The sequence below is a fragment of the Enterobacter cloacae complex sp. GYL001 genome (assembly GCF_049237125.1).
GTDB lineage: Bacteria > Pseudomonadota > Gammaproteobacteria > Enterobacterales > Enterobacteriaceae > Enterobacter > Enterobacter hormaechei_C.
Map to the genome: position 1 here is coordinate 14,719 of NZ_JBMKGW010000021.1, position 20,947 is coordinate 35,665.

Below are 20,947 nucleotides of genomic sequence, written 5' to 3' on the forward strand. Positions count from 1 at the left end.
ACAAAAACAAAGGCGTTACGGAACTTATTGAAGAACAGACACTCTAATTCGGTGCTTGCTCAAAGTGCAATGTTGTTAGAGTGGCGTTTCGATAACGCGTGGAATTTGGTTTGGGGAGACATTACCTCGGATGAGCGAGCAGTTAACGGACCAGGTCCTGGTTGAACGGGTCCAGAAGGGAGATCAGAAAGCTTTTAACCTACTGGTGGTGCGCTACCAGCATAAGGTAGCGAGTCTGGTTTCCCGCTATGTACCGTCAGGCGATGTTCCTGATGTGGTGCAAGAGTCTTTTATTAAGGCCTATCGCGCGCTGGATTCATTCCGGGGGGATAGTGCTTTTTATACCTGGCTGTATCGTATTGCAGTCAATACGGCTAAGAATTATTTGGTTGCTCAGGGCCGTCGTCCGCCTTCTAGTGACGTTGACGCTATCGACGCAGAAAACTTCGAAAGTGGTGGCGCGCTGAAAGAAATTTCGAACCCTGAGAACTTAATGTTGTCAGAAGAACTGAGACAAATCGTTTTTCGCACGATCGAGTCGCTCCCGGAAGATTTACGCATGGCAATTACGTTACGGGAGCTGGATGGCCTAAGCTATGAAGAGATAGCCGCCATCATGGATTGTCCGGTCGGCACGGTTCGTTCACGAATTTTCCGTGCGCGAGAAGCCATTGATAATAAAGTTCAACCGCTTATCAGGCGTTGACGATAGCGGGATACTGGAAAAGGTATTAGGCATGCAGAAAGAAAAACTTTCCGCTTTAATGGATGGTGAAACGCTGGATAATGAGCTGCTCGATGAGTTGTCTCATTCTCCCGAAATGCAACAGACCTGGGAGAGCTATCATCTTATCCGCGACTCTCTGCGCGGTGATACCAGCGAGGTTCTCCATTTCGATATCTCAGCACGCGTTATGGCGGCCATTGAGAACGAACCTGTTCATCAGACCACGCCGCTGATTCCTGAAGCGCAGCCTGCACCTCACCAATGGCAGAAAATGCCGTTCTGGCACAAGGTGCGTCCATGGGCCAGCCAGCTCACCCAAATGGGGGTCGCTGCGTGCGTATCGCTTGCAGTTATCGTTGGGGTCCAGCACTATAATACTCAGTCTGAAGCCAATCAGCAGCCTGAAGCGCCAGTGTTCAATACGCTGCCGATGATGGGTAAAGCCAGCCCGGTTAGCCTGGGCGTACCGGCAGATGCCTCCGCAAGCGGCGGACAACAACAGCAGGTACAGGAGCAGCGCCGTCGCATTAATGCGATGTTGCAGGATTACGAGTTGCAGCGCCGTCTGCACTCCGAGCAGCTTCAGTTTGAGCAGGCCCAAACCCAGCAGGCTGCTGTGCAGGTGCCAGGAAACCAAACTTTAGGAACGCAATCGCAGTAATGAAGCAACTTTGGTTCGCCATGTCTTTGATGGCGGGTAGCCTGTTCTTCTCTGCTAACGCCTCGGCTGATGTTTCATCCGGGGCGTTGTTGCAGCAAATGAATCTGGCCAGCCAGTCACTCAATTACGAGTTGGCATTTATCAGCATCAATAAGCAGGGTGTCGAATCGTTACGCTATCGCCACGCCCGCCTTGATAACCAGCCGCTCGCCCAGCTTTTACAGATGGATGGCCCGCGTCGGGAAGTGGTCCAGCGTGGGAACGAAATCAGCTATTTCGAGCCTGGCCTTGAGCCGTTTACGCTCAATGGTGACTACATCGTTGACTCCCTGCCGTCGCTCATTTACACCGATTTTAAACGTCTCGCCCCCTACTATGATTTTATCTCGGTGGGACGAACGCGTATTGCCGACAGGCTGTGCGAAGTGATCCGCGTTGTTGCGCGGGATGGGACACGTTACAGCTATATCGTCTGGATTGACGCAGAGACGAAGCTGCCGATGCGCGTTGATCTGCTCGATCGCGACGGTGAGACGCTGGAGCAGTTCCGCGTGATCTCCTTCGATGTGAACAGTCAGGTTGGCAACAGCATGCAGAATCTGGCCAAAGCCAGCCTGCCGCCTTTGCTTTCCGTGCCTGCCGGCGATTCTGTCAATTTTAACTGGGTACCATCCTGGATCCCGCAAGGGTTCAGCGAAGTTTCCAGCAGCCGTCGCCAGCTCCCAACCATCGAAACACCAGTTGAGTCGCGACTCTATTCCGATGGGCTGTTTAGCTTCTCGGTGAATATCAATCGCGCTACGGCGAACAGTTCCGAACAGATGCTCCGTACCGGTCGCCGGACGGTCAGCACGACGGTGCGCGATAATGCGGAAATTACCATTGTCGGTGAATTACCGCCGCCAACGGCAAAACGTATTTCAGACAGCATTAAATTCAGGGCTGCGCAATGATTAAAGAGTGGGCCACGGTCGTATCCTGGCAGGATGGCGTAGCGCTTGTCAGCTGTGACGTTAAAGCATCATGCAGCAGCTGCGCTTCGCGAGCCGGTTGCGGCAGCCGCGTGTTGAATAAGCTGGGGCCGCAAACGTCGCACACTATTGCTGTGCCGAGCGATCAGCCGCTGGTGGCAGGGCAAAAAGTGGAGCTGGGCATCGCTGAAGGTAGCCTGCTCACTTCCGCCATGCTGGTTTACCTTTCTCCGCTGGCAGGTCTGTTCGTGATGGGCGGGGTTTTCCAGATGCTGTTCGGCACAGATTTGGCCGCCTTGTGCGGTGCCGCGTTGGGCGGGGTGGGCGGGTTCTGGCTTGCTAAAGGCGTTTCCCCAAGGCTTGCCGCCCGGGAAGCGTGGCAGCCCGTTATCCTCAGCGTTGCACTGGCACCCGACCAACTTCGTGTTGAGACGCTCTCTTCTGAGGCCCGGTAATCTGCCGGGCTTTATTATTATTTACATCGCAATAAAGAAAACGCCGTCTCTTCGCGCTATACCTGGCTCTAAGTGCATTTCCAGCTGACAAGGATGTAGTGTAGAATGCTGCGTTTTCGCACTGAAAAACGTCAGGCTAAGAACAGCGGCCTCCAGGAATTCGTAAGGCATAATTATTTAACTATATGAAGAACATACGTAACTTTTCGATCATTGCTCACATCGATAATTGATACCCCGCCAGCCTTCGCAAACCTCCGACAAAAACGCCTCAAGATCCCCATCAAATCAGCCTTTCCAAAAATTATACTGTTTGCATGTACAGTCAACCTACGACATCATAAGTCATGGTTTTTGTGTCCACCAGTGCGTCCATATTCTATGATGGACACATAACCTCCCGTTCTGATGGACACACGCAGGGACAAATCATGGCTATTTCAGATAGTTATCTAAAGTCGTGCCTTGGGCGCGAACGAGACAAAGTTGAAGAAAAGGCAGACCGTGATGGTCTGTGGGTACGCATCTCCAAAAAGGGGGCCGTTACTTTTTTCTACCGATTCCGCTTCCTGGGCAAACAGGACAAGATGACGATCGGCAGCTATCCGGAGTTCGGATTAAAAGCCGCGCGCGATGAAGTCGCAAAGTGGGCAGCTATTCTTGCCCGTGGCGAAAACCCTCGGATCAGGCAAAGCCTCGATAAAGCCAAGATTAACAGCCAGTACACCTTCGAAGAGCTGTTCCGTGAATGGCACTCAATGGTCTGCATTCAGAAAGAATCAGCCGGGCAGGTCCTCCGCTCGTTTGAACTGCACGTTTTCCCCAAGCTCGGGAAATACCCTGCGCATCAGCTCACGCTACACAACTGGCTCACTGTCCTGGACAGATTGGCCCAGGGTTACAGCGAGATCACCCGGCGCGTGATCAGCAACGGCCGACAGTGTTATTCCTGGGCAGTGAAACGGCAACTGCTGGAAGTTAACCCGCTGTCAGAAATGTCTGGGCGTGATTTCGGCATCCAGAAACAAATGGGTGAGCGAACCCTGGACCGTAAAGAACTGGCGATTGTCTGGCGAGCCATTGAGGATTCCCGCCTCATTGAGCGAAACAAGATCCTCTATAAATTGTCTCTGATATGGGCGTGCAGGGTTGGCGAACTCCGGCAGGCTGAAGTCGCACACTTTGATTTTGAAGAAGGGATCTGGACTGTTCCATGGGAAAACCACAAGACAGGGCGGAAGACAAAGAAACCGATAATTCGACCTATCATCCCGGAAATGCTCCCGCTGATAAAACGGGCCATTGAGCTGGCGCCAGGACGCTTTGTTTTTTCAAAATATGAAGACAAGCCGATGAGTGAAGGCTTCCATATGAGCATCAGCAGTAACCTGGTTAAGTTCATGCTCAAGGCCTATAACGAGCAGGTCCCACACTTTACTATTCATGATCTGCGCAGGACTGCGCGAACGAATTTCTCAGAGCTAACCGAGCCGCATATCGCCGAAATAATGCTTGGCCACAAACTGCCTGGTGTGTGGTCAGTGTACGACAAGCACACCTATGTTGAGGAAATGAGAGTGGCATATGGTAAGTGGTGGGCCCGACTTATGAGCATCGTCGAGCCCGACATTCTGGAGTTCACGCCGCGTCAGGTCGGGTGAGACGGCCTTTATCATCACGGGTTAGGTTCAGGTGAGACATCGGCTTACGGGTTGATCGTGACATCTCTTTAATCTGCCAGGCGGTGACTTTGGTTCTGAGCCATTTATTGGGTCCACCCATGTAAGCGCAATCTGGCTCAGGGAAAGGGTTCTCGTTTGGGGCTCTTTTCCTGTAGCGTTCGAGCGTACGTGAGGAAATACACAGCTGCCCGCAGATGTCTTTAGTGCTCATCAGCTCAAATTTATTCGTTGCTTTGCTCATCTTCGTTCTCCAAGGGCCCCAACCGGGGCCGTTTGATAATTCTTTATCAGGACGCCTGGCCGGGAAGGGCACGCAAGCGGCGCATGCCTGTCATTGCCGTGGCCACATAGCTCGCCTTGCGGTTCACCACCTCCACCCAGACCTTCACGCCTTCAACCTTCACCGTATACGTCTCTTTCATCTTGCTGCGCCCATAGTCGCCGTATCTTTGCTGGTGAGCAGCCAGCGCGATTTCGCATGCCTGACGCGCTAACGGGGATTGCTGACTACCACGATTAATTAGTCGCATGCTCATCTCCTTCGATACGGTTAAACTCGACCACCCAGACCCAAGGATTTCTATCCCATTCACCAGAGCCGTAAATGGAATCCCAGAGCGTAGCGAATGATCCCCTGGCGCTTAGCTGATGCTGCGTCCAGCCCGGCTGGTAATGTTTCCAAAAACCTTCACGCAATCGGGCAACACCTTCTGATCGGGCCTCCTCTTCGCTGATGCTCTTTAACTGCTCGACCCGAACGCCGGTAATCTCCAGCGTGATGCGGGACGCCCAGCGCGGCATGTGGATTGACGGGCGCCAGCCACAATGCAGATTGTCGTCAGCGTCAAAAAACTCAGGAGCTGGCTTTCCATCAGCTTTGTAGACACAAAATTCTGGCTTTTTGAATTTCGAAGAATCTTCCTGATAGGCTTCCATTTGCTCGAAATCAAAGAGAGGCCCTTGGAAGGTCTCCCGCACCCATATGCGATCGCCTGGTACTCCGTACGTGCAGCATTCCCTGATTAGTTCGGGAACATCTTCCGGGTAACAACCGATAAACTTCTTCCCGATCTGAATGAATTTTGAAATTGGGTCTCTTCCGACCGTGCAGTCCTTAATAATCCTACGTGTCTGGGTCTTACGGCCGTCGAGGATGGCGCGCACCATCTCGCCGTTAAAAATCATCCCACGTTCAATAATTTTCGTCATATCGTTACTGGGAGGGCGGACCCTCCCGCCTCCCTTAGTCCACGTATTCCGGTTTCATATCCGCCAGGGTGATGCTGAACTGATCGTGCAGCTCGTCGCCTAGGTGACGCTTTGAAGATGCGAGCACACGCTCGGCTTCCGTGAACCGCTCTATCGCGTCCGGTTCTTCCGGAGAAGGTAGGGAGTTGATAGCCGCCTCAACCTTGTTACGTGCATCGACCAGGTAGTACCGCTTAACGGCTTTGTTTTTCAGCTCGGTGAACAGTGCGGATCCAAGCGTCGCTTTAGCGGTTTCGATGTCGGCACGGACCGCTTTGGCGCTATCTACGTCCTGAGCGGCTTCAATGCGGTCGCGGAAATCCTTGGCCAGAGTGTCGATATTTTCTGAAGACTGATGCGTATTCTGTGGGCTAGATACGTTGTCCGCAGCAATTTCAGCCATGCTCATTCGCTGCGGCGCCGGATTTATTTCTTTCTCAGTGCGCTGCTCAACTTCGTCCGGACTATAGACGCCGAGGATGACTTCAGGGCAATACAGGCGAGCCCAGTACTTCACCGCCAGATAAGCGATCTGTTGCTTAGGATTGGAAACCCAGAGCGGTGAGTTGCGAGTGACAATTCCTGAAAGGTAAACAGGTTCACCCCAGGTGATTTCAGATTCACCTCGCAAAATGGCGCCAACCTGTACAAATAAGCCGTTTTCATCTTCATCATTCCAGCCACGGATGCGTTCTGTGACAGTGTATTCCCCGTTTTTCCCATGCTTTTTACGCTGAATCTCTTTCGTTTTTGCGCATCGCTCCCATTCGCCGCCGTAGCGGTAGTGGAAGCGTCCGCGAATAGCGCTTGAACTGGCAATCACAGCGTTGATCAGTTGAGCTTCATATCCCAGTACGCCGTTAACCAGATGTGTTTTTTGCGCCACTGCGTAAGGATTCATACCCCATTGCATAGCCTGCATGACAATCGCCATGCAATCGGCAGGCTTCCCTGCCAGGTGTGCAGGAACAGTAACCTGAGAGTCAGCCATCAGGTTTGCAAAGGCGGTAAGCTGCCCAAGAGCCTGCACATTGAAAATTGCATTGCTGGCAGAGATTGTGTTTGGAGCCTGCTGCTCAGCAGTTACGATATTCATGTTTTCCATCATCATTCCCCTTATGCCTGAGTACGCAGCGCTTCGAGGCGGCGCTGGTCGAAGTCGTTCAGTTCGTCGGTGTAGTCGGCAGTGATAGGTGCTGGCCATTCACCTGTGTCGAATCCGGTTGCGATAGCGCGCATCGCTTTACGGTACTCGAGCATGCCCAGCTCCAGTAATTCAGCGGATGCCTCGATGATGGCGATCCAGTGGTAGTTCTCGTCTTTGTTGACGAAAATCCAGAAGAACTGGTCCAGCGCTGCGGTTTCGCAGTACATAGCCGCGCTCAGGTGATAATCACGTTCAATAATTTCCCGGTGCAGCCGGGCGCGCAGGCTTTCCTGCTTTACGTTCCACATGCTGATAGTTTTCAGGTCTGAGCCGATACGCACACCGTCCAGGTCGATCTCGAGGTCCGGGCGCACACGAACTTCCAGGCCCGTCTCCTCGTCAAAGCCGAAGTAACTCACCTCGACGGCGCGGCTCGGGTGGGTCAGTAGCATGCCGGCGGTCGGGTGAGCCAGAAGTGCTTTTTGAATGTTCAGCGCGGTGCTCAACTGCTGGCGGGTGACCAGCACTTTCCCTTCCGGGTTATCGCGCCAGGCATCCAGCAACTCGTCGGCAAAAACAGCATCTGGTTTGACTGCTTTCACGGCCTGAATCAGATCGGCCTTCGTGCCAGAGACTTTCAGTGGTTGTGGCTTCTGCGCTTCCTGCGCCACCATGTCAGGGTTGATGATCGCTAACTGCTCGAGCAGCGCGTCACGGCTGCCGCTAGTTTTAACCGGCGTCGGCAGGGTGGCGTTGTACTCTTTGATGCAGGCTTTCATTGCCGTTGCCGTCTGCTTCTGGTCTGCATCGATACGCTGGAAGTTAGCTGGCAGCGTCATATAGTTCTGCGCTGTTTCTTCCAGGCTAGCGCCCAGCGGCACCTGAGCGGGCAGCGTGGCGTTATGCTCTTCAAGAAATCTTTTGATATCGTCTGCGCTCAGCAGTACAGGCAGGCCGTTGTTGTACTCATCAATAAAGGCGCGCAGTGTCGCCGTGGTGGTGAATGCGCCTTCAGGGATAACCGGTTCAATGCTGAACTCTGCATCCAGCTGTTCAGGCTGCAACGCCAGCGCATGCACTAAGTTGCCCATGTCCAGAACTGCGGAGCGCTCTTTCACGATGGTTTTCTCAACGTGGCGCGCATTGAAGTACATCAGCGATACGCGCGCATCTTTCACCTGAGTTGAGCTGATGCCGTTGGCGGCGTGGTAAACCTCGTTCGGAAGACCTTCATAGCGGCCTGGCTCGAAATAAGCAGGATATTCAACAGCTGGTTCTTCCTGATGCACTTCTGGTTCGTTTTGTGCCGATTTTGGTTCGCTTTGAGCAGGTTCTGGCTCTTCCTGGCTGACAGAATCTGTTTTTTGGTGATCCCCAGCCTGCTCCTGGTTAGTGAGGCTTGGTGCGGCTGCGGCCAGTATCTCTGCCGGAGCTACGGTAACTGCTTGCGTATCAGCTGCATCAGCGCCTTCGCCTGGTTGTACCGGATCAGTATTTTCGACTTTCTTTGGCTGAGTCGTTTCCATCTGCACATCGCTGGTGGTCTCCGCTGCGTTTTCCGTTTTTTGGACTTCATTTGAGGAGGTATTGATAACCGGATCGGTAGTTCCACCCAATAGGGCATCGATGGAGAAAATTCCACCTCCGAGGTTTTCAACTTTCGGTTGAGCTGCTTGAGCTTCCACCTCAACAACTGGCTCAGATAACGGAAGAAGCTCAACCGCGGAGTTAAACTCTGCCGTCATGGTTTTATTCACGAACTCAAGATGAGCCACTGGCGTGTGATGAATGTTTTCTGGAGCGATGCGGATCACGTTGAAGATAGCCGCGCGGTTTACCGACAAAACCCCAGGCTGGTTGCGCAGAATGGCACTCCATGATTTCCATGGTTCTTCTCGCTTCGCCACGATCTCTTTGGCGCGGCGCAAAACGCTGGAGGGGATTTCAAAGTGATGAAAATCCATAGGCAGCAGGGCGCATGCGATCTCAAGATCGAGTGTGTCCATCGTATGATGCGCGCCTTCGCCGCGGTCAGTAACATAGCCGCCATCAGCGTTAGTGCCGGAATCAGTACGCTGCACGCTGCTGATGCGGTTACCGGCAGCCCATTCACGCGCCAGGATGCCACGGTCAATGTAATCAGTTTCTGCCCATATTTTGGTGAAACGAAGAACCAACGCGAGTTCGTGACGCTTCTCCTGGCTGAATACCTTGCGAATGGCGTCGGTGTAGCGCCACAGGTCTTTGGTATCGTAGCCCTTAACCTCTTCGCAGTTTTCTGCCGCCAGCAGTAGGTTCTGGACGTAGCTGTTGTCAGTGTCCATCTCCAGCATGCTGATAGCTTCGTACTCTTCGCGGGTAACGTGGTGGCGCAGTTCGTCGGCGGTGAACTGTGCAAGAAGCTGCTTACGGAAGGGCATTCTGCACACTGGATAACGGGTGTTTTCATCGTCGTGCTCGCCGATCTGGATACCGTCATCAGTAGCGATATGCTGGCCAGTTTCAACCCCGGCGTCGCTGGTTCTTTCTGATTTGAGCAGAGTAAGCTTTCCGCTCCTCCACTCTCTTACTACCTCATTGCGGTCGCCAGCATCTACTCTCAACCAGTCGGCCATAAAAGCAGCGAGTAGCTTTACTTCGTGCTCTTCATCTGGCGCGAATACCTGCTTAATCGCCTGTACCAGTTTCCACTCAGCGTTCAGGCTGAGTTCGGCAACTTCAGGGGTGTCGTTCTTCGCCAGTAGCAGATTCTGGAGATAGGTGTTGCCTTCATCAAGTGACATTTCGCTGGCAGCCAACTGCTGCTCTTTACTGATATGCGTCTGATATTTGTCGCTGGCCAGGTGGAAGGCAAAACGGACTGCTGGAGTACGGTTTTCAAGCGTAACACTCTCGTCGATAGTTTCGACTTTAACGGTCGTTTCCGGAGCGGCAGTGTTATCCACGGATCCAGTAGACTCAGCTCCTGCCTTTGGCAGCCACGTGCGTCCATCGTCCTGGAGTGCGTAGCGTTCGCACCAGGTGTAATCCACAGTGCCTTCTTCCGGCAGGTCGTTATATACGGGGAAATCGGTGCGGATCGGTTTGGCGTAGTCTTTACCGCGGCCAGTTTCTTCAATGCCTGCTTCTTCCAGTGCAACATCGAGTTGGAGATTGGCGCGGGCTGCACTTTTCGCAGTGAACCAAATCACCGCATCTTTCTTGCCAGATTTCTGACTGGCTTTGAGCAGATGGAAAAATTCCATGTCAGATCCTCATTTTTGGATGTAAGATCCCCGGGCCAGAAATAGCGCCCATAGGGTGTGTTTTTGGTTTGGTATAAATTCCGGTGTAACTTTGGTCGGTGGCACCGGACGTAAATCCCGCCTTGCGCGGGGTTTTCGTTATGCTTCGTGAGCCATCTGGTCGAACGAAGCGCAACGTACAGAGCAGTAATCGCGTTGTTCGCGTTTCAGCTGCGAGCCGTGGATGAAAAGTAGTTCGTTTTTAACTTCCTTCCCTTGCTCGATCGGCTTGCGGCAGTACGCGCATTTCTTCAGCATCATCGTCTCCTCAGAATTTCGCCGTGGTGTCAGCTGGAACCTCATCGGCGCGTACAACTTTTTCTACCGGGTAACAGTTCCCTGTTACTTGCTGTTCAACAGCTGCTTGTTCGCACTGCTGCTGGCTTTCATAGACATCCAGAACTACCTCCTGGAAATCGCCATTGGTCATGCCAATGGTCAGCACTAATGCAAAAAGAGTATTCATCAGTGCGTACCTGCCGGGACCAGATGCGGTTCGATGCTGCGTGAGGCATATGGCCGGCGTATGTGACGCAGATTTCCCTGCGGTTCATGCCAGTAAGTGCCGTCGCTGTAGTTAAAAGAGACCAGCCATGCTGCTCCGGTTCGCTGGTTGCGCATTGGAACAGCGCGACCGCTGTTTGGTACTGATGGGTTGCCTTTCATCTCAATCCCCTTGTTTGCCCTTGTCGCCAGGCTGGCGGAACATTTCTTAACCTGACAACGGTGCGCGTGTTGTCGATGGAATGAAGAGTACAACCATAAGTTCGATAAGTAAAGTGCGAATGGAACCAATAGTTCTATTTGGGGGGGGTAAAAAAAGACACCAATGCGGTGTCTTTTTTGTTTAGAGCGGGAATGTGGCTATTTCTTGAGATCGTTCATTATGTCGTAGACATCATTCTTCAGTAGGTCCATTTCTTTCACCACACCCCTGGTGTGAATGATCAAACGGAGCTTTTCAGCTTCAGGCAACTGATTAAACAGAGATAACAACGTTTGTTCCTGTTCATCAAGAACGCGAGGTAATGTCGGAAGTTCTTCTCCATTCTCCCCTTCTGTGCCCGGTTCCATAAAGAACCAGTACTCAGGTCTGCCGGTTACGGCTGACAGCCTTTTTAGGCGCTCGCCGCTTGCTGCTGCTGCACCATTCGCCCATTTACGCACTGAAGTATGTGAAAGCATCACGCGCCTGGCTAAATCAGCCATGCTCCAGCCGTTTTCCTCCATCACTTGATGGATTCTTTTGGCAAACACAGGGTGAGGAGTTTTATTCATATTTTCATTTTACAACCAATGGTTTTATAGTTCATCAGAACTATTGGTTTGATTTTTGTTGGAACCAAAAGTTTTAAATGTTATTCTCCTGCCAACATTCACCAACATGCAGGACAACAAATGGATAACCAACTTAAAGTCAAAATCAGCAGCCACATGACGCAAGTAGGCATTGGAGAGTGCTTCGGCATTTCATCGCAGGCTGTCGGTAAGTGGCTTCGGAAAGGAAAAATTCCTCACGGTCGAATTTTGCCCCTTTGTCGGATTCTTGAGTGGCAGGTTACCCCTCATGAAATCGACCCAGTGGCATATCCAAATCCCACTGACGGGCTGCCAAAACAGGAGTCCTGACCATGCACGGCATTTCATATCAACAAAATACCGGAATAACACCGGCGGCGATGATAAATCGCAATCAGCCAAGCGCGGCAGATAAGCACGAACAGATCCGCGACGCCGTTCGTGCCTGGGCCGCGTCACTGGATAACCAGGATGTCGTTGCCGGAATCATTGTTGAGGAATGGGAGCGACAGGGCGGCGCCGGGCTCGATTTTCCTGAAGACCTGAGCCGTAAGCGTCAGAAACTCTTCCGCTGGCTCGATGGTGATACGGAGTATGCACGCAAAAACATCAGCCAGCTGTCGCCCGCGATCATCGCCGTTCTACCGCTTGAGTTCCGTGGACGCCTGGTACCTCAGGACTGCTTTATGACGCGCTATGCAGCGATGGAGAAGGTAATCGGCGAAGCGAAACGCGCGGTGATTCTGAGGGCGCCGCAGCACCAGCTGGTGAAAGAGGTGAGGGAGGGCATTGAACACCTGCTGGCGCTTCTGCCTGGGGAGGCTGTTATTCAGGTTCTGAGTGGTCTTGCGGTCATAAGCCCGGGCGTAATGTGAGGTGTGCAGTGAATCATGTCGAATTTAAGGTGAAAGCCGCGGTGCGCGAACACCAACGGCTTTCGGGTGCAAAAACGGGACGTAATTGCGAGGTCATTATGACAAACGCATGTACTAAACACCAGGCTAAAGGGGCATAGCATGTCAAATGTCGCTTATGCCGATTTTGCGGCACGTAGTGCCATCAGGAGCAACCGGATGGAGAACCAGAAGACCGGATTCATCCCGTTGTACCGGAGCGTACTGAAGAAGCCTTGGGCGAAAGATGTGTTCCTGCGCACGTTGTGGGAGAACCTTCTTTTGGGTGCTGCACGTCAGCCCTACACGGCGAACTTTAAAGGCCGTCAATGGCCCTTACAAACCGGACAACTGGTAACCACAACGGCCAATTTGGGGCTGAAATTATGCGACCGGGAAGGGAAGCCGAGTAGTCGCCACGCCGTGGACAGGATGCTTGATGTTTTCGAGCGCGAAGGAATGATTTCTCGTTCTGGAGAGAAGCGAAAAGGCACTGTGATAACCATCACAAATTATGAGTAATATGCTCAAAAAATAGACGATTTACCCGCGCAATTCCCCGCGCATAACGGCGAGCATTTCACCGCGCATGACGAAGCCAGTAGTGGCGCGGCTTGCGAGGGACATGCCGCGCATTTACCCGCGCATAAGACCGCGCAATTCCCCGCGCATCATGAACAACAATATAATAACAACAATATAAATAATAAGATCTCTTCGTCTCGGAATTCTGAAGAATCCCGAAACGAGGCGACTCAAAAATTCCTCTCTCGTCACCCTGAAGCTGCTGACGGAATTTACACCCCGGCAGGTAAATCATGGGGAACTGCTGACGATCTCAAAGCCGCTCGCTGGATTCATTCTCTGCGCCTGATGGTCAATGCCAGCCTGAGCGAACCGAAATGGGTCGAATGGGCTAACACAATCCGCCTGATGCGCGTCCAGGACAAACGTACGCACTTCGAGATTTGCGATCTGTTCAAGTGGGCCAACAAGGATGATTTCTGGAAAGACAACATCCTGAGCCCGTCAAGCCTGCGCAGGAAGTGGGACGACCTAACTACCAAGCGCCTGCGCAGCGGTGGACAGACAACGAAGACCACTGCGAAGGGCAAGGTCGATTTCAACAACACAGACTGGATCAACGGGGTGTTCGATGAAAAGTCTTTCTGAGCAGATGGTCAGCATAGACCGTGAAAATTTTGCGCGCATAGCACGCGGCATGCCTGAATTGCCGGATGCGCAGGACACGCCTGCCGAGCAGACCGCTGAAATCTTCAACGCGCTGTTTAGCGCCTTGCGTGCAGCATTCCCGGCCAGCGTGCATAGCTTCAGCGACCAGTCTGAGTTTGACGAACTGCGCCGCCAGTGGGCTCTGGCATTTCGTGAAAACGGGATCACCACCATGGAACAGGTGAACGCCGGGCTGCGCATTGCACGTCGCCAGGAACGCCCGTTCCTGCCGTCGCCAGGTCAGTTCATCGCATGGTGCCGGGAAGGTCATGGCGCCCTAGGTATCACCGTTGACGATGTCATGTCCGAATACTGGCGCTGGCGAAAGCTGGTATTTCGCTACCCGACCAGTGAGCAATATCCGTGGAGCCAGCCCGTGCTCTATCACATCTGCCTTGAACTGCGCAGACGCGGTACTGACGGGCAGCTCAGCGAGAAAGAACTTGTTCGCGTTGCTGGTGATCTACTCCACGACTGGGAAATGCGTGTTCTTGATGGAAAGCCTGTTCCACCAGTACGCCGGGCACTAACCGCACCAGCTCAGGATCGAGGCCCGACTCCAGCGCAGATGCTGATGGCGAAATACAAACAGCGGAAAGACGCTGGACTGATTTGAGAGGAAATCACATGGAAACCGTAATTCAGGTACTGGAAAAAATGGGGCGGGCGACATACCGCGAAGTTGCTGACCGTCTTGAAATCGACCCGGTTGATGCGCTCACCATGTTACGTGAGCAGCGTGATCAGGGGTTATGCGATTTTGGAGACGGCGGCTGGTTCCTCGGTACCGTGAAAGGTCAGTCTCAGCAGTCAACGCCAAAGGCACCTGTTCATCAGGCCCCGCGTCTGAAAGGTGAGGAGCCGGAACCCGTTGATCCTAATGTCGTCCGACTGCAGCTGCGTGAGCAGGGGGCAATGACGACAGTTTCGCTGGCTGCGGCCGTCAATCGCAATGCCCGCGGAATGGTCTCTGTTCTTCGCGCGCTGGAGCGCCAGGGCGTTGTGGTGAAGAACGGGAAGGGTAAAGGCGTTACCTGGTCCCTTGCTGTTGTTACAGAACCCGTTAAGCAAGAACCGGTACCGGAGGCACCTGCCGCGCCGGAAGAAGCAAAACCAGTCGAACAGATCGTGAGTGAGATCCCCTCGTTCACCGAAGGGCGCGCCGCAGTCGAAGCTGTACCAGCGGTGAGGGACATTTCTCGCGAAATCCGCCGCACCAGAAACAAGCTGGAGCAACTGACCAAACTGCGTGACGCGGTTCGTGTTATTGGTCGCCACAGAAATCTCGTGCATCAGCTGACAGGGAGGGAATAACCGATGGCCAGAAAGAAAACCGACAAAGAACGCGCTCTGATCATCAACCGAATTATCGAACTGGTGAAGGAGCAGGGGCGCATCACCACGAATGACGTCGTTGCGATGTTCGGCCTGCACCGGACCACGGCGGAGAAATATCTCCGCGTAGCGGTAGAGCAGGGTGGTCTAGTTCGCCACGGGCGCTGCGGAATTTTCCGTGACCAGCGGGCAACTATCGACTTTGACCTGAAACGTTTTTCACACAACAAGGCGGCTGCAAGAGCACAATTACCAAAGAATTCACCAAAGAGCAGTTGATTGCGCGCACAGAAATGCGACTCGCTATGGTTGCCGGATTCCCTGAGAGCAAGCTGGCGCAGATGGATAAATGCTTGGCTAAAATCGCGCAGGCAGTGTTGAAGGCCGAGCCATTCCTGTATGCCATAGCTGATTCTGAAGGTGAGGCGCATTTAGATGAGTTCTGCGTTGCTTATGGCGAGGACGCCTTAGTCTCAGAAATTAGCGCCCTCAACGAAATGGCAGAATCACCGGGAGAAGAATACAAAGCGGTAGCTGCGTACCGGCTGCCAATGTTGGAGGGTTTGAAATGATGAATACTCCCCTAAAAGAATGGCTAAATCAGACTATCGCAGAGCTTGAAGAAGAGTGCGATGCTGTGCCCGGCGCAGTAAACGAAGATGCGGCGATGGCGCTTGCTGCGATGAAGCTAGCGCTGTCAACGCTCGAAGCGGAGCCGGTGGCGTACATCTTCAAGCATCCGGCAGGCAGGCTGTTCTGGTCTTTGACTGACGAGAGCAATAAAGGGCAAAGCGACGTTATGCCTGTTTACACCGCTCAGCCAGCGCCAGTATTTGTGCCGGACGAGCTGACACGAGAAGAGTACAAGCGTCGGTTCATGGAAGATGACGACTTTGACGACACTTTCCGTGGCGGCTGGAAAGCCCACCGCGCCGCCATGCTTAAGCACTCTGCGCCATTCATAGTAACGAGCGATCATCGCATGATGGAGATGCCTCAAGTTGAGGCTATCAACGCTGTCACCGCCATTCTTCAGGGTGCCGATGGTGCCCTCACTAATGAGGATACCAAAAGCGTGGGCGAGTTGGTCATGTGGGTTAAGCGTTTAGCCCATTCACTCAGAAAGGCCAATCCTGATAGTAAGTTACAAAGCGATGCAATGGACTACTTGAGCAGGAAGGGGTTGATTGGCGTGGAGGATATACTGCGATGATGACAGATAAAGACCTGACTGATGATGTGCTGGACGAGATTATTGCCGGAGCCAAAACGTCGATGGAGCAGTATCTTGCTCTGTCGTTGAAGGCTGAGCGAGCTGCCAATCGACAACAAAACTCACAACAAAATATTACGGAAAATATTCTGGTCACGCAGTTTAAGCCGGTAGCAGACCTGTACGGCTTAACCTCGCCAACCGGCAGCGAAACATCATTCACATTCGACGCTGTTGAAGCTCGCGATTTCATTGATGGCGGTGGTCATGTCAGGAGTACGTGGAGCTTGGACGCTTTCAGGAGGCTGTGAGCGGCAACTCTCCGGTGATTCCGGATGGTTGGGTGATGGTGCCAGAAGAACCCACCCATGAAATGCTTGAGGCTGGTGATGAACAATTCGGAACTTACGATGTGTATCGCCGGATGATAGCGGCATCACCGCAGCAGAAGTGATCTATAATCCCCTCAAATAACCGAGGGGGTTTTATGTCTAACGAAGAAATGACTCCAGCAGAAAAATATAAAGCTTCAATGAAAAGACATAAAAAGTTCTGGAGGAAATCACAAATTGCAAATGCGAAACGGTTTGATGCTGGAGAGGTTGAATCTGTTGATGGTTTTAGATCTCCTTATGAGACCAGAAAGAAGAGAGGGAGGACTGCTGACTGATGTCTGAATGGAACATTGCTGCAAAGCCGCAGGAAGATCGCGATAAGGTTAACGTTGATCTTTCCGCCTCAGCGTTGTTTACAAAGAGTGTTTGAATATACCCGTCATCGCGGAGCAGATGGCCTGAGAACAACCTGAGCAGTACCGAGAGTATTTTATTGAGTGTCTAAGATATTATCGGGAACGTTCTATCATTTTGCCGAAAGGCAACGAACCGGTTATCAGAAGCAGGAGGATGCTAGGTGAAAGTTGAATATCTATTGATTGGTCGCGGTCTCGATGGGATGATCAAGATGGACGATTATCCCAAACAAAAGTTGCTTGTAGGAGAAGTTACCGTTCAGGCTGCTGGTTGTGTAAACAATGGCACTCCCCTCAAAACCTTTGAGGTTGACCATATTCAGCATAACGGGCACGTCTACGCGGTAGCCATTGGTCGTAGCACAACTGGGCAGGAGATAATCCAGTTCATTGAAAGCTCAGGTGTGAAACCAATCCCAGATGAGCTGCTGTAACGAAGTTAATAAGGCCCACTACTCCGGGCCTTTTCAAAACCAGGCTTAAGGACGCTGGTTTACGTACTCAATGATCGCGTTAATGATCACGAACATCGGCGGTACGATTTTCAACAGCAATGCAACCATAATAGCCTCCTAGGCTTAGGGTTAGCGGTCTTTGAAGTATCCCCGCAGGGCCGTAATGATGGCCGTCACCGGGGGCGCGAGTTTTAAGATCAACAGGAGCAATGCTATGCAGCTTCCTCTTTGTTCATCGCGCCTCGCCGCAAATACCCCTGGGCTTGCCTTTGCAGTTGCTGTATCAGTAGTCGCCAGATACATTCAGCACGATTTTGGGTTGGGTGGGGTTCAAGAATCACCAAAAACCCTGGCAAAAAATTTTACTTGCATATCAATCTTCAAGGTTATCTAAAGTGTCCGGAAGCGTTCTTGTTCCGTCCCCTCGCTTGAAGAATTCAGTTCATTTGTTTAAGCTAACTTCAGTCGCCAGATACATTTGGCACGGTAAGTGGAGTTCTCACCTCCAGTTACCGATTGAAGAACCCGGTCTAATCAGCCGGGTTTTTTCATTTCCGGCAGGCCGTAAAAATTTAAATGTTTAAATACTATATATAGGGCTTGCAAAAAATAATTGCGCTATATGATGAGTATTCTAGTAAGGAATCTTTTCAGCACAAGGGTTGATTTTGACGTTAAATTGAGGTTGTAAAAGAGTAAAAAAGGCTAAGTCCTCGTACCGTAAGGCCTGGAAGACATGTCAATAATTAAGAAAAAAAATTCAAAATTTGATCGAGTGATGATTTCTTCAATGAAAGGTCAGAATTGCGCAACATGATATCGCGCAATCTGCGTAAGAATCGTCAACGACAGGTGTTTATTTTTAAGTTGCGTGTAACATATAGTTAACATCCTTAACCGTTGACACCCTTTTCCAAGTTCTTTGAGTCGTGTAATTCAAAGTTTTCACTCTCTATGAGAGTCTGTTGATAATTTGTCAACAGCATGCCCTTCAACAATCGCCACGCATCGATCATATCTCATCTAAAGAAACTACTTTTGATTTGCCGGGATGGGCAGCGCATCTACCAGCAAATGGCGACTGTATCGCAGGCGGGGCGCACGACGGTAAAGGGAAAACATTGATGGCTGTGTATGGGGACAACGAGCAGCGCCCACAGCAGGACTAAGAATTTCTGCGCAAACAGTGCGGCCCTAACTGCTTATCAAAGTCCTAGATTATCGCATAGTCGATATTGGCATGCGCATGCTGCAACCGCATGAGCTATACCGGGCGCAGGGCTTCCAGGAGTGGTACATCATCGACCAGGATTTTCGGGGCAGGAAGTACGCGAAGGATAAGCAGGTGGCACGTTGTGGAAATGCAGTTCCTCCGCCATTCGCTGAGGCGCTGGTGAGGGCGAATCTCCCTGAACTTTGTGTGTCGAGAGAGTTGGTGGCCTGATGATAAGCGATAACGTATTGTGGTTAATATCGCTATCCTATCTAAGGAAAATCCTAATTATTAGGCTTCAGCTTTGTCTCGGCACTCTGCTGAGGAATAATCTTGTCAGAAATATATCAAAGGACTAATCGTGAAAAAATTCCTTCTTCTGGGCATGGTGCTTCCAGTGTTATCAGGTTGCGTGATTAAAGAACAAACAAGATATGTAGAATCTCCAGTTGCTACCAATCTCAACAATGCGACCAATAATCAGGCTGGTGCTGCCACAAAAAAATGCAGCATTACGAATTATAAAGAAGCAAAACTAGATAGCCAGTCTCCGTCAGGGACTGTGATTATTGATTACGGTAATCGATTCGATATCATGTTTGAAAATTTTGGGAACGGTGAGGTTTTCCATAGTCCCATACTGAATATTGCGAAAGAAAATATGATTATTGGCTATTCAGGAAGCATGATGTATAGCAAGGGAATAGGAAAGATGGCTGGGTTTTACGGAACGTATAATACAGATTCAAAGTTCAACACCATATTCCAGTGCTATTGAGCAACGTATGTTAAAGCAACTAATAACCTGCCTTATTCGGCAGGTTTTTTTATGTCCAAAGCCTTCTATTTTTAACATTTTGTGCTCTTAACAGGTTGATCATTCTGAGTTTGCGGGTTACTGTATAAAAACACAGTATGTGCAAAGGAGGCCACCATGAAAATTGAGTTAACCATTGATCGCACAAAGAAACTTCCAGATGGAGCAATGCCAGCGCTGGAAAAAGAACTGCTAAAACGGCTGCGGAATCAGTTCGAGGATTGCAGTCTGGTTGTTCGTCGTGCTGGTTCGGATGGGTTAAGCGTTTATGGTGGGGCAAAGGAAGCGAAGAAGACGGTTGAAGGTATCCTTCAGGAAACCTGGGAAAGTGCAGACGACTGGTTCTATTAAGGGTGTACTCAGGGGTAGCGCGCATTTTCAGAATACCGCAATTTGCGAATCCCTTTGATGCTGCTGCCGACAATTTCTAATCGCGTCTGTATGTCGCTCAGGGGGATTCCGTGGAGGGTGTAGTTCAGTCAGATCTGCGAGTGACCATAACCGATGGGAAAGGAAGGGAGTTGCTGTCCTTCAAGTTGGGGGCGGAAGAGCGCTATATAATTTCCACCAAAGATTGCTCCATAACTCACAGAAAACTAAGCAGGGATGATCATTACTGGTCCAAAGAAACCATTATGGAAGTTGTAAGGGAAATGGCTTCTAAAAATTGACTTGTCACTACGTACGCAATCATAATTCTTGAGCTGGCCTGAACAACCAGCAACCTGACCGCGATGCGCCACGGAGTGAACACCATGGCGCAGTTACAACTCATTAAGCAGTCCTCAGGGATCCTGATCCCGGCTACGCCGGAGACCAGCGATTTGCTGCAATCAAAAATCAAGCTCGGCGCCGTGCTGGTGGCCGACTTCAAACAGGTACGCAATCCTGCGTTTCATCGCCGCTTCTTCGCTCTGCTGAATCTGGGCTTCGAATACTGGGAGCCTACCGGCGGCGCAATCTCCTCCAACGAGCGCAAGCTGGTTACCGGCTACGCTAAATTCCTGGCTTCCTATGGCGGAAACGAAAGCGCACTGCTCGATGCCGCTGAGCACTATCTTGTGCAGGTTGCGAGCCGCCGCGTAACAAACGGGATCAGCCTCTGTAAATCTTTCGATGCATACCGCGCCTGGGTGACTATTCAGGCCGGGCATCATGACGCTATCAAACTTCCGGATGGCACACTTCAGAAGCACCCACGCAGTATTTCATTCGCCAACATGGACGAAATTGAGATCCAGCAGCTGTACAAGGCCGCGCTTGATGTCCTCTGGCGCTGGATATTATCCAAGGCATTCAGGGACCAGCGCGAGGCGGAGAACGCCGCTGCGCAACTCATGAGCTTCGCGGGGTGACGGGAATGAAGAAGACCTGGTTCCATCATACCGATTGCACAACCCAGCAGTCCGAAGAACTTATTGCGGAATACCAGCGCCGCGGCGTGAAGGTAGAGCGCAACCTGAACTCAGATTATCTCACCTGGACCGTCAGCGCCCGGCTGCCTGAAGGCAATAAACCACCGCGTATAAATCGCCGGTGGCAAAACCGGATATGGGGGTGAGC

The 20,947-nt window shown here is 51.6% G+C and carries 30 protein-coding genes and 3 pseudogenes; 24 read left to right on the forward strand and 9 right to left on the reverse strand.

Translation table 11 applies throughout. The features are described 5' to 3' along the window. Nucleotides 1–130: 130 nt before the first annotated feature. From rpoE to ACOTWU_RS22625, 5 genes are all read left to right on the forward strand, one after another. A complete protein-coding gene (gene rpoE, locus ACOTWU_RS22605; RefSeq protein ID WP_006176728.1) occupies nt 131–706 on the forward strand; it encodes an RNA polymerase sigma factor RpoE in 576 nt (191 codons plus the stop codon). A gap of 31 nt (nt 707–737) precedes the next feature. After that, entirely contained in the window at nt 738–1,388 is a 651-nt protein-coding gene (rseA, locus tag ACOTWU_RS22610) for an anti-sigma-E factor RseA (protein ID WP_015572138.1), read from the forward strand. Beyond that, the gene (rseB, locus tag ACOTWU_RS22615; protein WP_003860717.1) at nt 1,388–2,341 is read left to right on the forward strand and encodes a sigma-E factor regulatory protein RseB; all 954 of its coding nucleotides are present in this window, start codon (nt 1,388–1,390) and stop codon (nt 2,339–2,341) included. Before rseA ends, rseB begins: the two co-directional genes overlap by 1 nt. Continuing rightward, nucleotides 2,338–2,814, forward strand: a complete 477-nt coding sequence (gene rseC / locus ACOTWU_RS22620; RefSeq protein WP_015572140.1) for a SoxR-reducing system protein RseC — start codon at nt 2,338–2,340, stop codon at nt 2,812–2,814. Before rseB ends, rseC begins: the two co-directional genes overlap by 4 nt. A gap of 431 nt (nt 2,815–3,245) precedes the next feature. Then, nucleotides 3,246–4,475 (forward strand): tyrosine-type recombinase/integrase, encoded by a 1,230-nt coding sequence (locus ACOTWU_RS22625; protein WP_006811608.1) that lies wholly within the window; start codon nt 3,246–3,248, stop codon nt 4,473–4,475. Here the strand turns inward: ACOTWU_RS22625 and xis are convergent. From xis to ACOTWU_RS22670, 9 genes and pseudogenes are all read right to left on the reverse strand, one after another. Then, on the reverse strand, nt 4,453–4,737 hold the full coding sequence (xis, locus tag ACOTWU_RS22630; RefSeq protein ID WP_022651668.1) for an excisionase Xis: 285 nt from the start codon (nt 4,735–4,737) through the stop codon (nt 4,453–4,455). The genes ACOTWU_RS22625 and xis overlap by 23 nt on opposite strands. Before the next feature lie 46 nt (nt 4,738–4,783). After that, on the reverse strand, nt 4,784–5,026 hold the full coding sequence (locus ACOTWU_RS22635; protein WP_045896629.1) for a DUF4060 family protein: 243 nt from the start codon (nt 5,024–5,026) through the stop codon (nt 4,784–4,786). Further along, a complete protein-coding gene (locus tag ACOTWU_RS22640) occupies nt 5,013–5,705 on the reverse strand; it encodes a hypothetical protein (RefSeq protein ID WP_241866034.1) in 693 nt (230 codons plus the stop codon). The genes ACOTWU_RS22635 and ACOTWU_RS22640 overlap by 14 nt, the downstream gene beginning before the upstream one ends. Before the next feature lie 34 nt (nt 5,706–5,739). Next, nucleotides 5,740–6,898, reverse strand: a pseudogene (locus ACOTWU_RS22645) (RecT family recombinase); the annotation flags it as partial. Continuing rightward, nucleotides 6,861–10,136 carry a RecE family exodeoxyribonuclease gene (locus ACOTWU_RS22650; protein WP_220719644.1) on the reverse strand — a complete coding sequence of 1,092 codons (3,276 nt, stop codon included), beginning with the start codon at nt 10,134–10,136 and terminating at the stop codon, nt 6,861–6,863. The gene ACOTWU_RS22650 and the pseudogene ACOTWU_RS22645, both read right to left, overlap by 38 nt. Nucleotides 10,137–10,274: 138 nt before the next feature. Beyond that, nucleotides 10,275–10,436: a YdaE family protein gene (locus ACOTWU_RS22655; RefSeq protein WP_087878463.1), complete on the reverse strand. Its 162-nt coding sequence runs from the start codon at nt 10,434–10,436 to the stop codon at nt 10,275–10,277. Between the two features lie 7 nt (nt 10,437–10,443). Beyond that, the gene (locus tag ACOTWU_RS22660) at nt 10,444–10,641 is read right to left on the reverse strand and encodes a DUF1482 family protein (protein WP_144427817.1); all 198 of its coding nucleotides are present in this window, start codon (nt 10,639–10,641) and stop codon (nt 10,444–10,446) included. Continuing rightward, nucleotides 10,641–10,841, reverse strand: coding sequence for a hypothetical protein (locus ACOTWU_RS22665; RefSeq protein WP_032682189.1), 201 nt, complete (start codon nt 10,839–10,841; stop codon nt 10,641–10,643). The genes ACOTWU_RS22660 and ACOTWU_RS22665 overlap by 1 nt, the downstream gene beginning before the upstream one ends. 198 nt (nt 10,842–11,039) lie before the next feature. Continuing rightward, nucleotides 11,040–11,453, reverse strand: coding sequence for a helix-turn-helix domain-containing protein (locus ACOTWU_RS22670; protein WP_044704637.1), 414 nt, complete (start codon nt 11,451–11,453; stop codon nt 11,040–11,042). A gap of 120 nt (nt 11,454–11,573) precedes the next feature. On the opposite strand from ACOTWU_RS22670, the gene ACOTWU_RS22675 reads away from it, so the two are divergent. From ACOTWU_RS22675 to ACOTWU_RS22765, 19 genes and pseudogenes are all read left to right on the forward strand, one after another. Then, nucleotides 11,574–11,804, forward strand: a complete 231-nt coding sequence (locus ACOTWU_RS22675) for a hypothetical protein (protein WP_117500397.1) — start codon at nt 11,574–11,576, stop codon at nt 11,802–11,804. A 2-nt stretch (nt 11,805–11,806) separates the two neighbouring features. Beyond that, nucleotides 11,807–12,349, forward strand: a complete 543-nt coding sequence (locus ACOTWU_RS22680; RefSeq protein WP_252049238.1) for a toxin YdaT family protein — start codon at nt 11,807–11,809, stop codon at nt 12,347–12,349. A 141-nt stretch (nt 12,350–12,490) separates the two neighbouring features. Continuing rightward, a pseudogene (locus ACOTWU_RS22685) lies at nt 12,491–13,540 on the forward strand (replication protein). Beyond that, the gene (locus ACOTWU_RS22690; protein WP_047736760.1) at nt 13,524–14,216 is read left to right on the forward strand and encodes a replication protein P; all 693 of its coding nucleotides are present in this window, start codon (nt 13,524–13,526) and stop codon (nt 14,214–14,216) included. The pseudogene ACOTWU_RS22685 and the gene ACOTWU_RS22690 overlap by 17 nt, the downstream one beginning before the upstream one ends. Nucleotides 14,217–14,227: 11 nt before the next feature. Next, on the forward strand, nt 14,228–14,914 hold the full coding sequence (locus ACOTWU_RS22695) for a DUF1627 domain-containing protein (RefSeq protein WP_086598713.1): 687 nt from the start codon (nt 14,228–14,230) through the stop codon (nt 14,912–14,914). 3 nt (nt 14,915–14,917) lie between these two features. Continuing rightward, nucleotides 14,918–15,214, forward strand: a complete 297-nt coding sequence (locus ACOTWU_RS22700) for a DUF977 family protein (protein WP_220719646.1) — start codon at nt 14,918–14,920, stop codon at nt 15,212–15,214. A 26-nt stretch (nt 15,215–15,240) separates the two neighbouring features. Next, entirely contained in the window at nt 15,241–15,507 is a 267-nt protein-coding gene (locus ACOTWU_RS22705; protein WP_063155757.1) for a hypothetical protein, read from the forward strand. Further along, a complete protein-coding gene (locus ACOTWU_RS22710; RefSeq protein ID WP_063155756.1) occupies nt 15,504–16,148 on the forward strand; it encodes a hypothetical protein in 645 nt (214 codons plus the stop codon). Before ACOTWU_RS22705 ends, ACOTWU_RS22710 begins: the two co-directional genes overlap by 4 nt. Beyond that, nucleotides 16,145–16,459: a hypothetical protein gene (locus ACOTWU_RS22715; protein ID WP_063155755.1), complete on the forward strand. Its 315-nt coding sequence runs from the start codon at nt 16,145–16,147 to the stop codon at nt 16,457–16,459. Before ACOTWU_RS22710 ends, ACOTWU_RS22715 begins: the two co-directional genes overlap by 4 nt. Further along, nucleotides 16,456–16,602, forward strand: coding sequence for a hypothetical protein (locus ACOTWU_RS22720; RefSeq protein WP_162269082.1), 147 nt, complete (start codon nt 16,456–16,458; stop codon nt 16,600–16,602). The genes ACOTWU_RS22715 and ACOTWU_RS22720 overlap by 4 nt, the downstream gene beginning before the upstream one ends. Nucleotides 16,603–16,635: 33 nt before the next feature. After that, nucleotides 16,636–16,818 (forward strand): hypothetical protein, encoded by a 183-nt coding sequence (locus ACOTWU_RS22725; protein WP_006808975.1) that lies wholly within the window; start codon nt 16,636–16,638, stop codon nt 16,816–16,818. Further along, a pseudogene (locus ACOTWU_RS22730) lies at nt 16,818–17,071 on the forward strand (DNA polymerase III subunit theta). The gene ACOTWU_RS22725 and the pseudogene ACOTWU_RS22730 overlap by 1 nt, the downstream one beginning before the upstream one ends. Beyond that, nucleotides 17,061–17,333, forward strand: a complete 273-nt coding sequence (locus tag ACOTWU_RS22735; protein ID WP_063155754.1) for a hypothetical protein — start codon at nt 17,061–17,063, stop codon at nt 17,331–17,333. Before ACOTWU_RS22730 ends, ACOTWU_RS22735 begins: the two are co-directional and overlap by 11 nt. A gap of 235 nt (nt 17,334–17,568) precedes the next feature. Continuing rightward, on the forward strand, nt 17,569–17,748 hold the full coding sequence (locus tag ACOTWU_RS22740) for a hypothetical protein (RefSeq protein ID WP_223862071.1): 180 nt from the start codon (nt 17,569–17,571) through the stop codon (nt 17,746–17,748). 852 nt (nt 17,749–18,600) lie between these two features. Further along, complete coding sequence (locus ACOTWU_RS22745) at nt 18,601–18,798, forward strand: hypothetical protein (protein WP_370968250.1); 198 nt, start codon at nt 18,601–18,603, stop codon at nt 18,796–18,798. A 130-nt stretch (nt 18,799–18,928) separates the two neighbouring features. Then, entirely contained in the window at nt 18,929–19,345 is a 417-nt protein-coding gene (locus tag ACOTWU_RS22750; protein ID WP_045332196.1) for a hypothetical protein, read from the forward strand. A gap of 156 nt (nt 19,346–19,501) precedes the next feature. Then, nucleotides 19,502–19,735, forward strand: a complete 234-nt coding sequence (locus ACOTWU_RS22755) for a DinI family protein (protein WP_045332197.1) — start codon at nt 19,502–19,504, stop codon at nt 19,733–19,735. Nucleotides 19,736–20,139: 404 nt separating this feature from the next. Next, nucleotides 20,140–20,739, forward strand: coding sequence for a DUF1367 family protein (locus ACOTWU_RS22760; RefSeq protein ID WP_252049240.1), 600 nt, complete (start codon nt 20,140–20,142; stop codon nt 20,737–20,739). Between the two features lie 5 nt (nt 20,740–20,744). After that, nucleotides 20,745–20,945: a hypothetical protein gene (locus ACOTWU_RS22765; RefSeq protein WP_017692885.1), complete on the forward strand. Its 201-nt coding sequence runs from the start codon at nt 20,745–20,747 to the stop codon at nt 20,943–20,945. Nucleotides 20,946–20,947 lie beyond the last annotated feature (2 nt).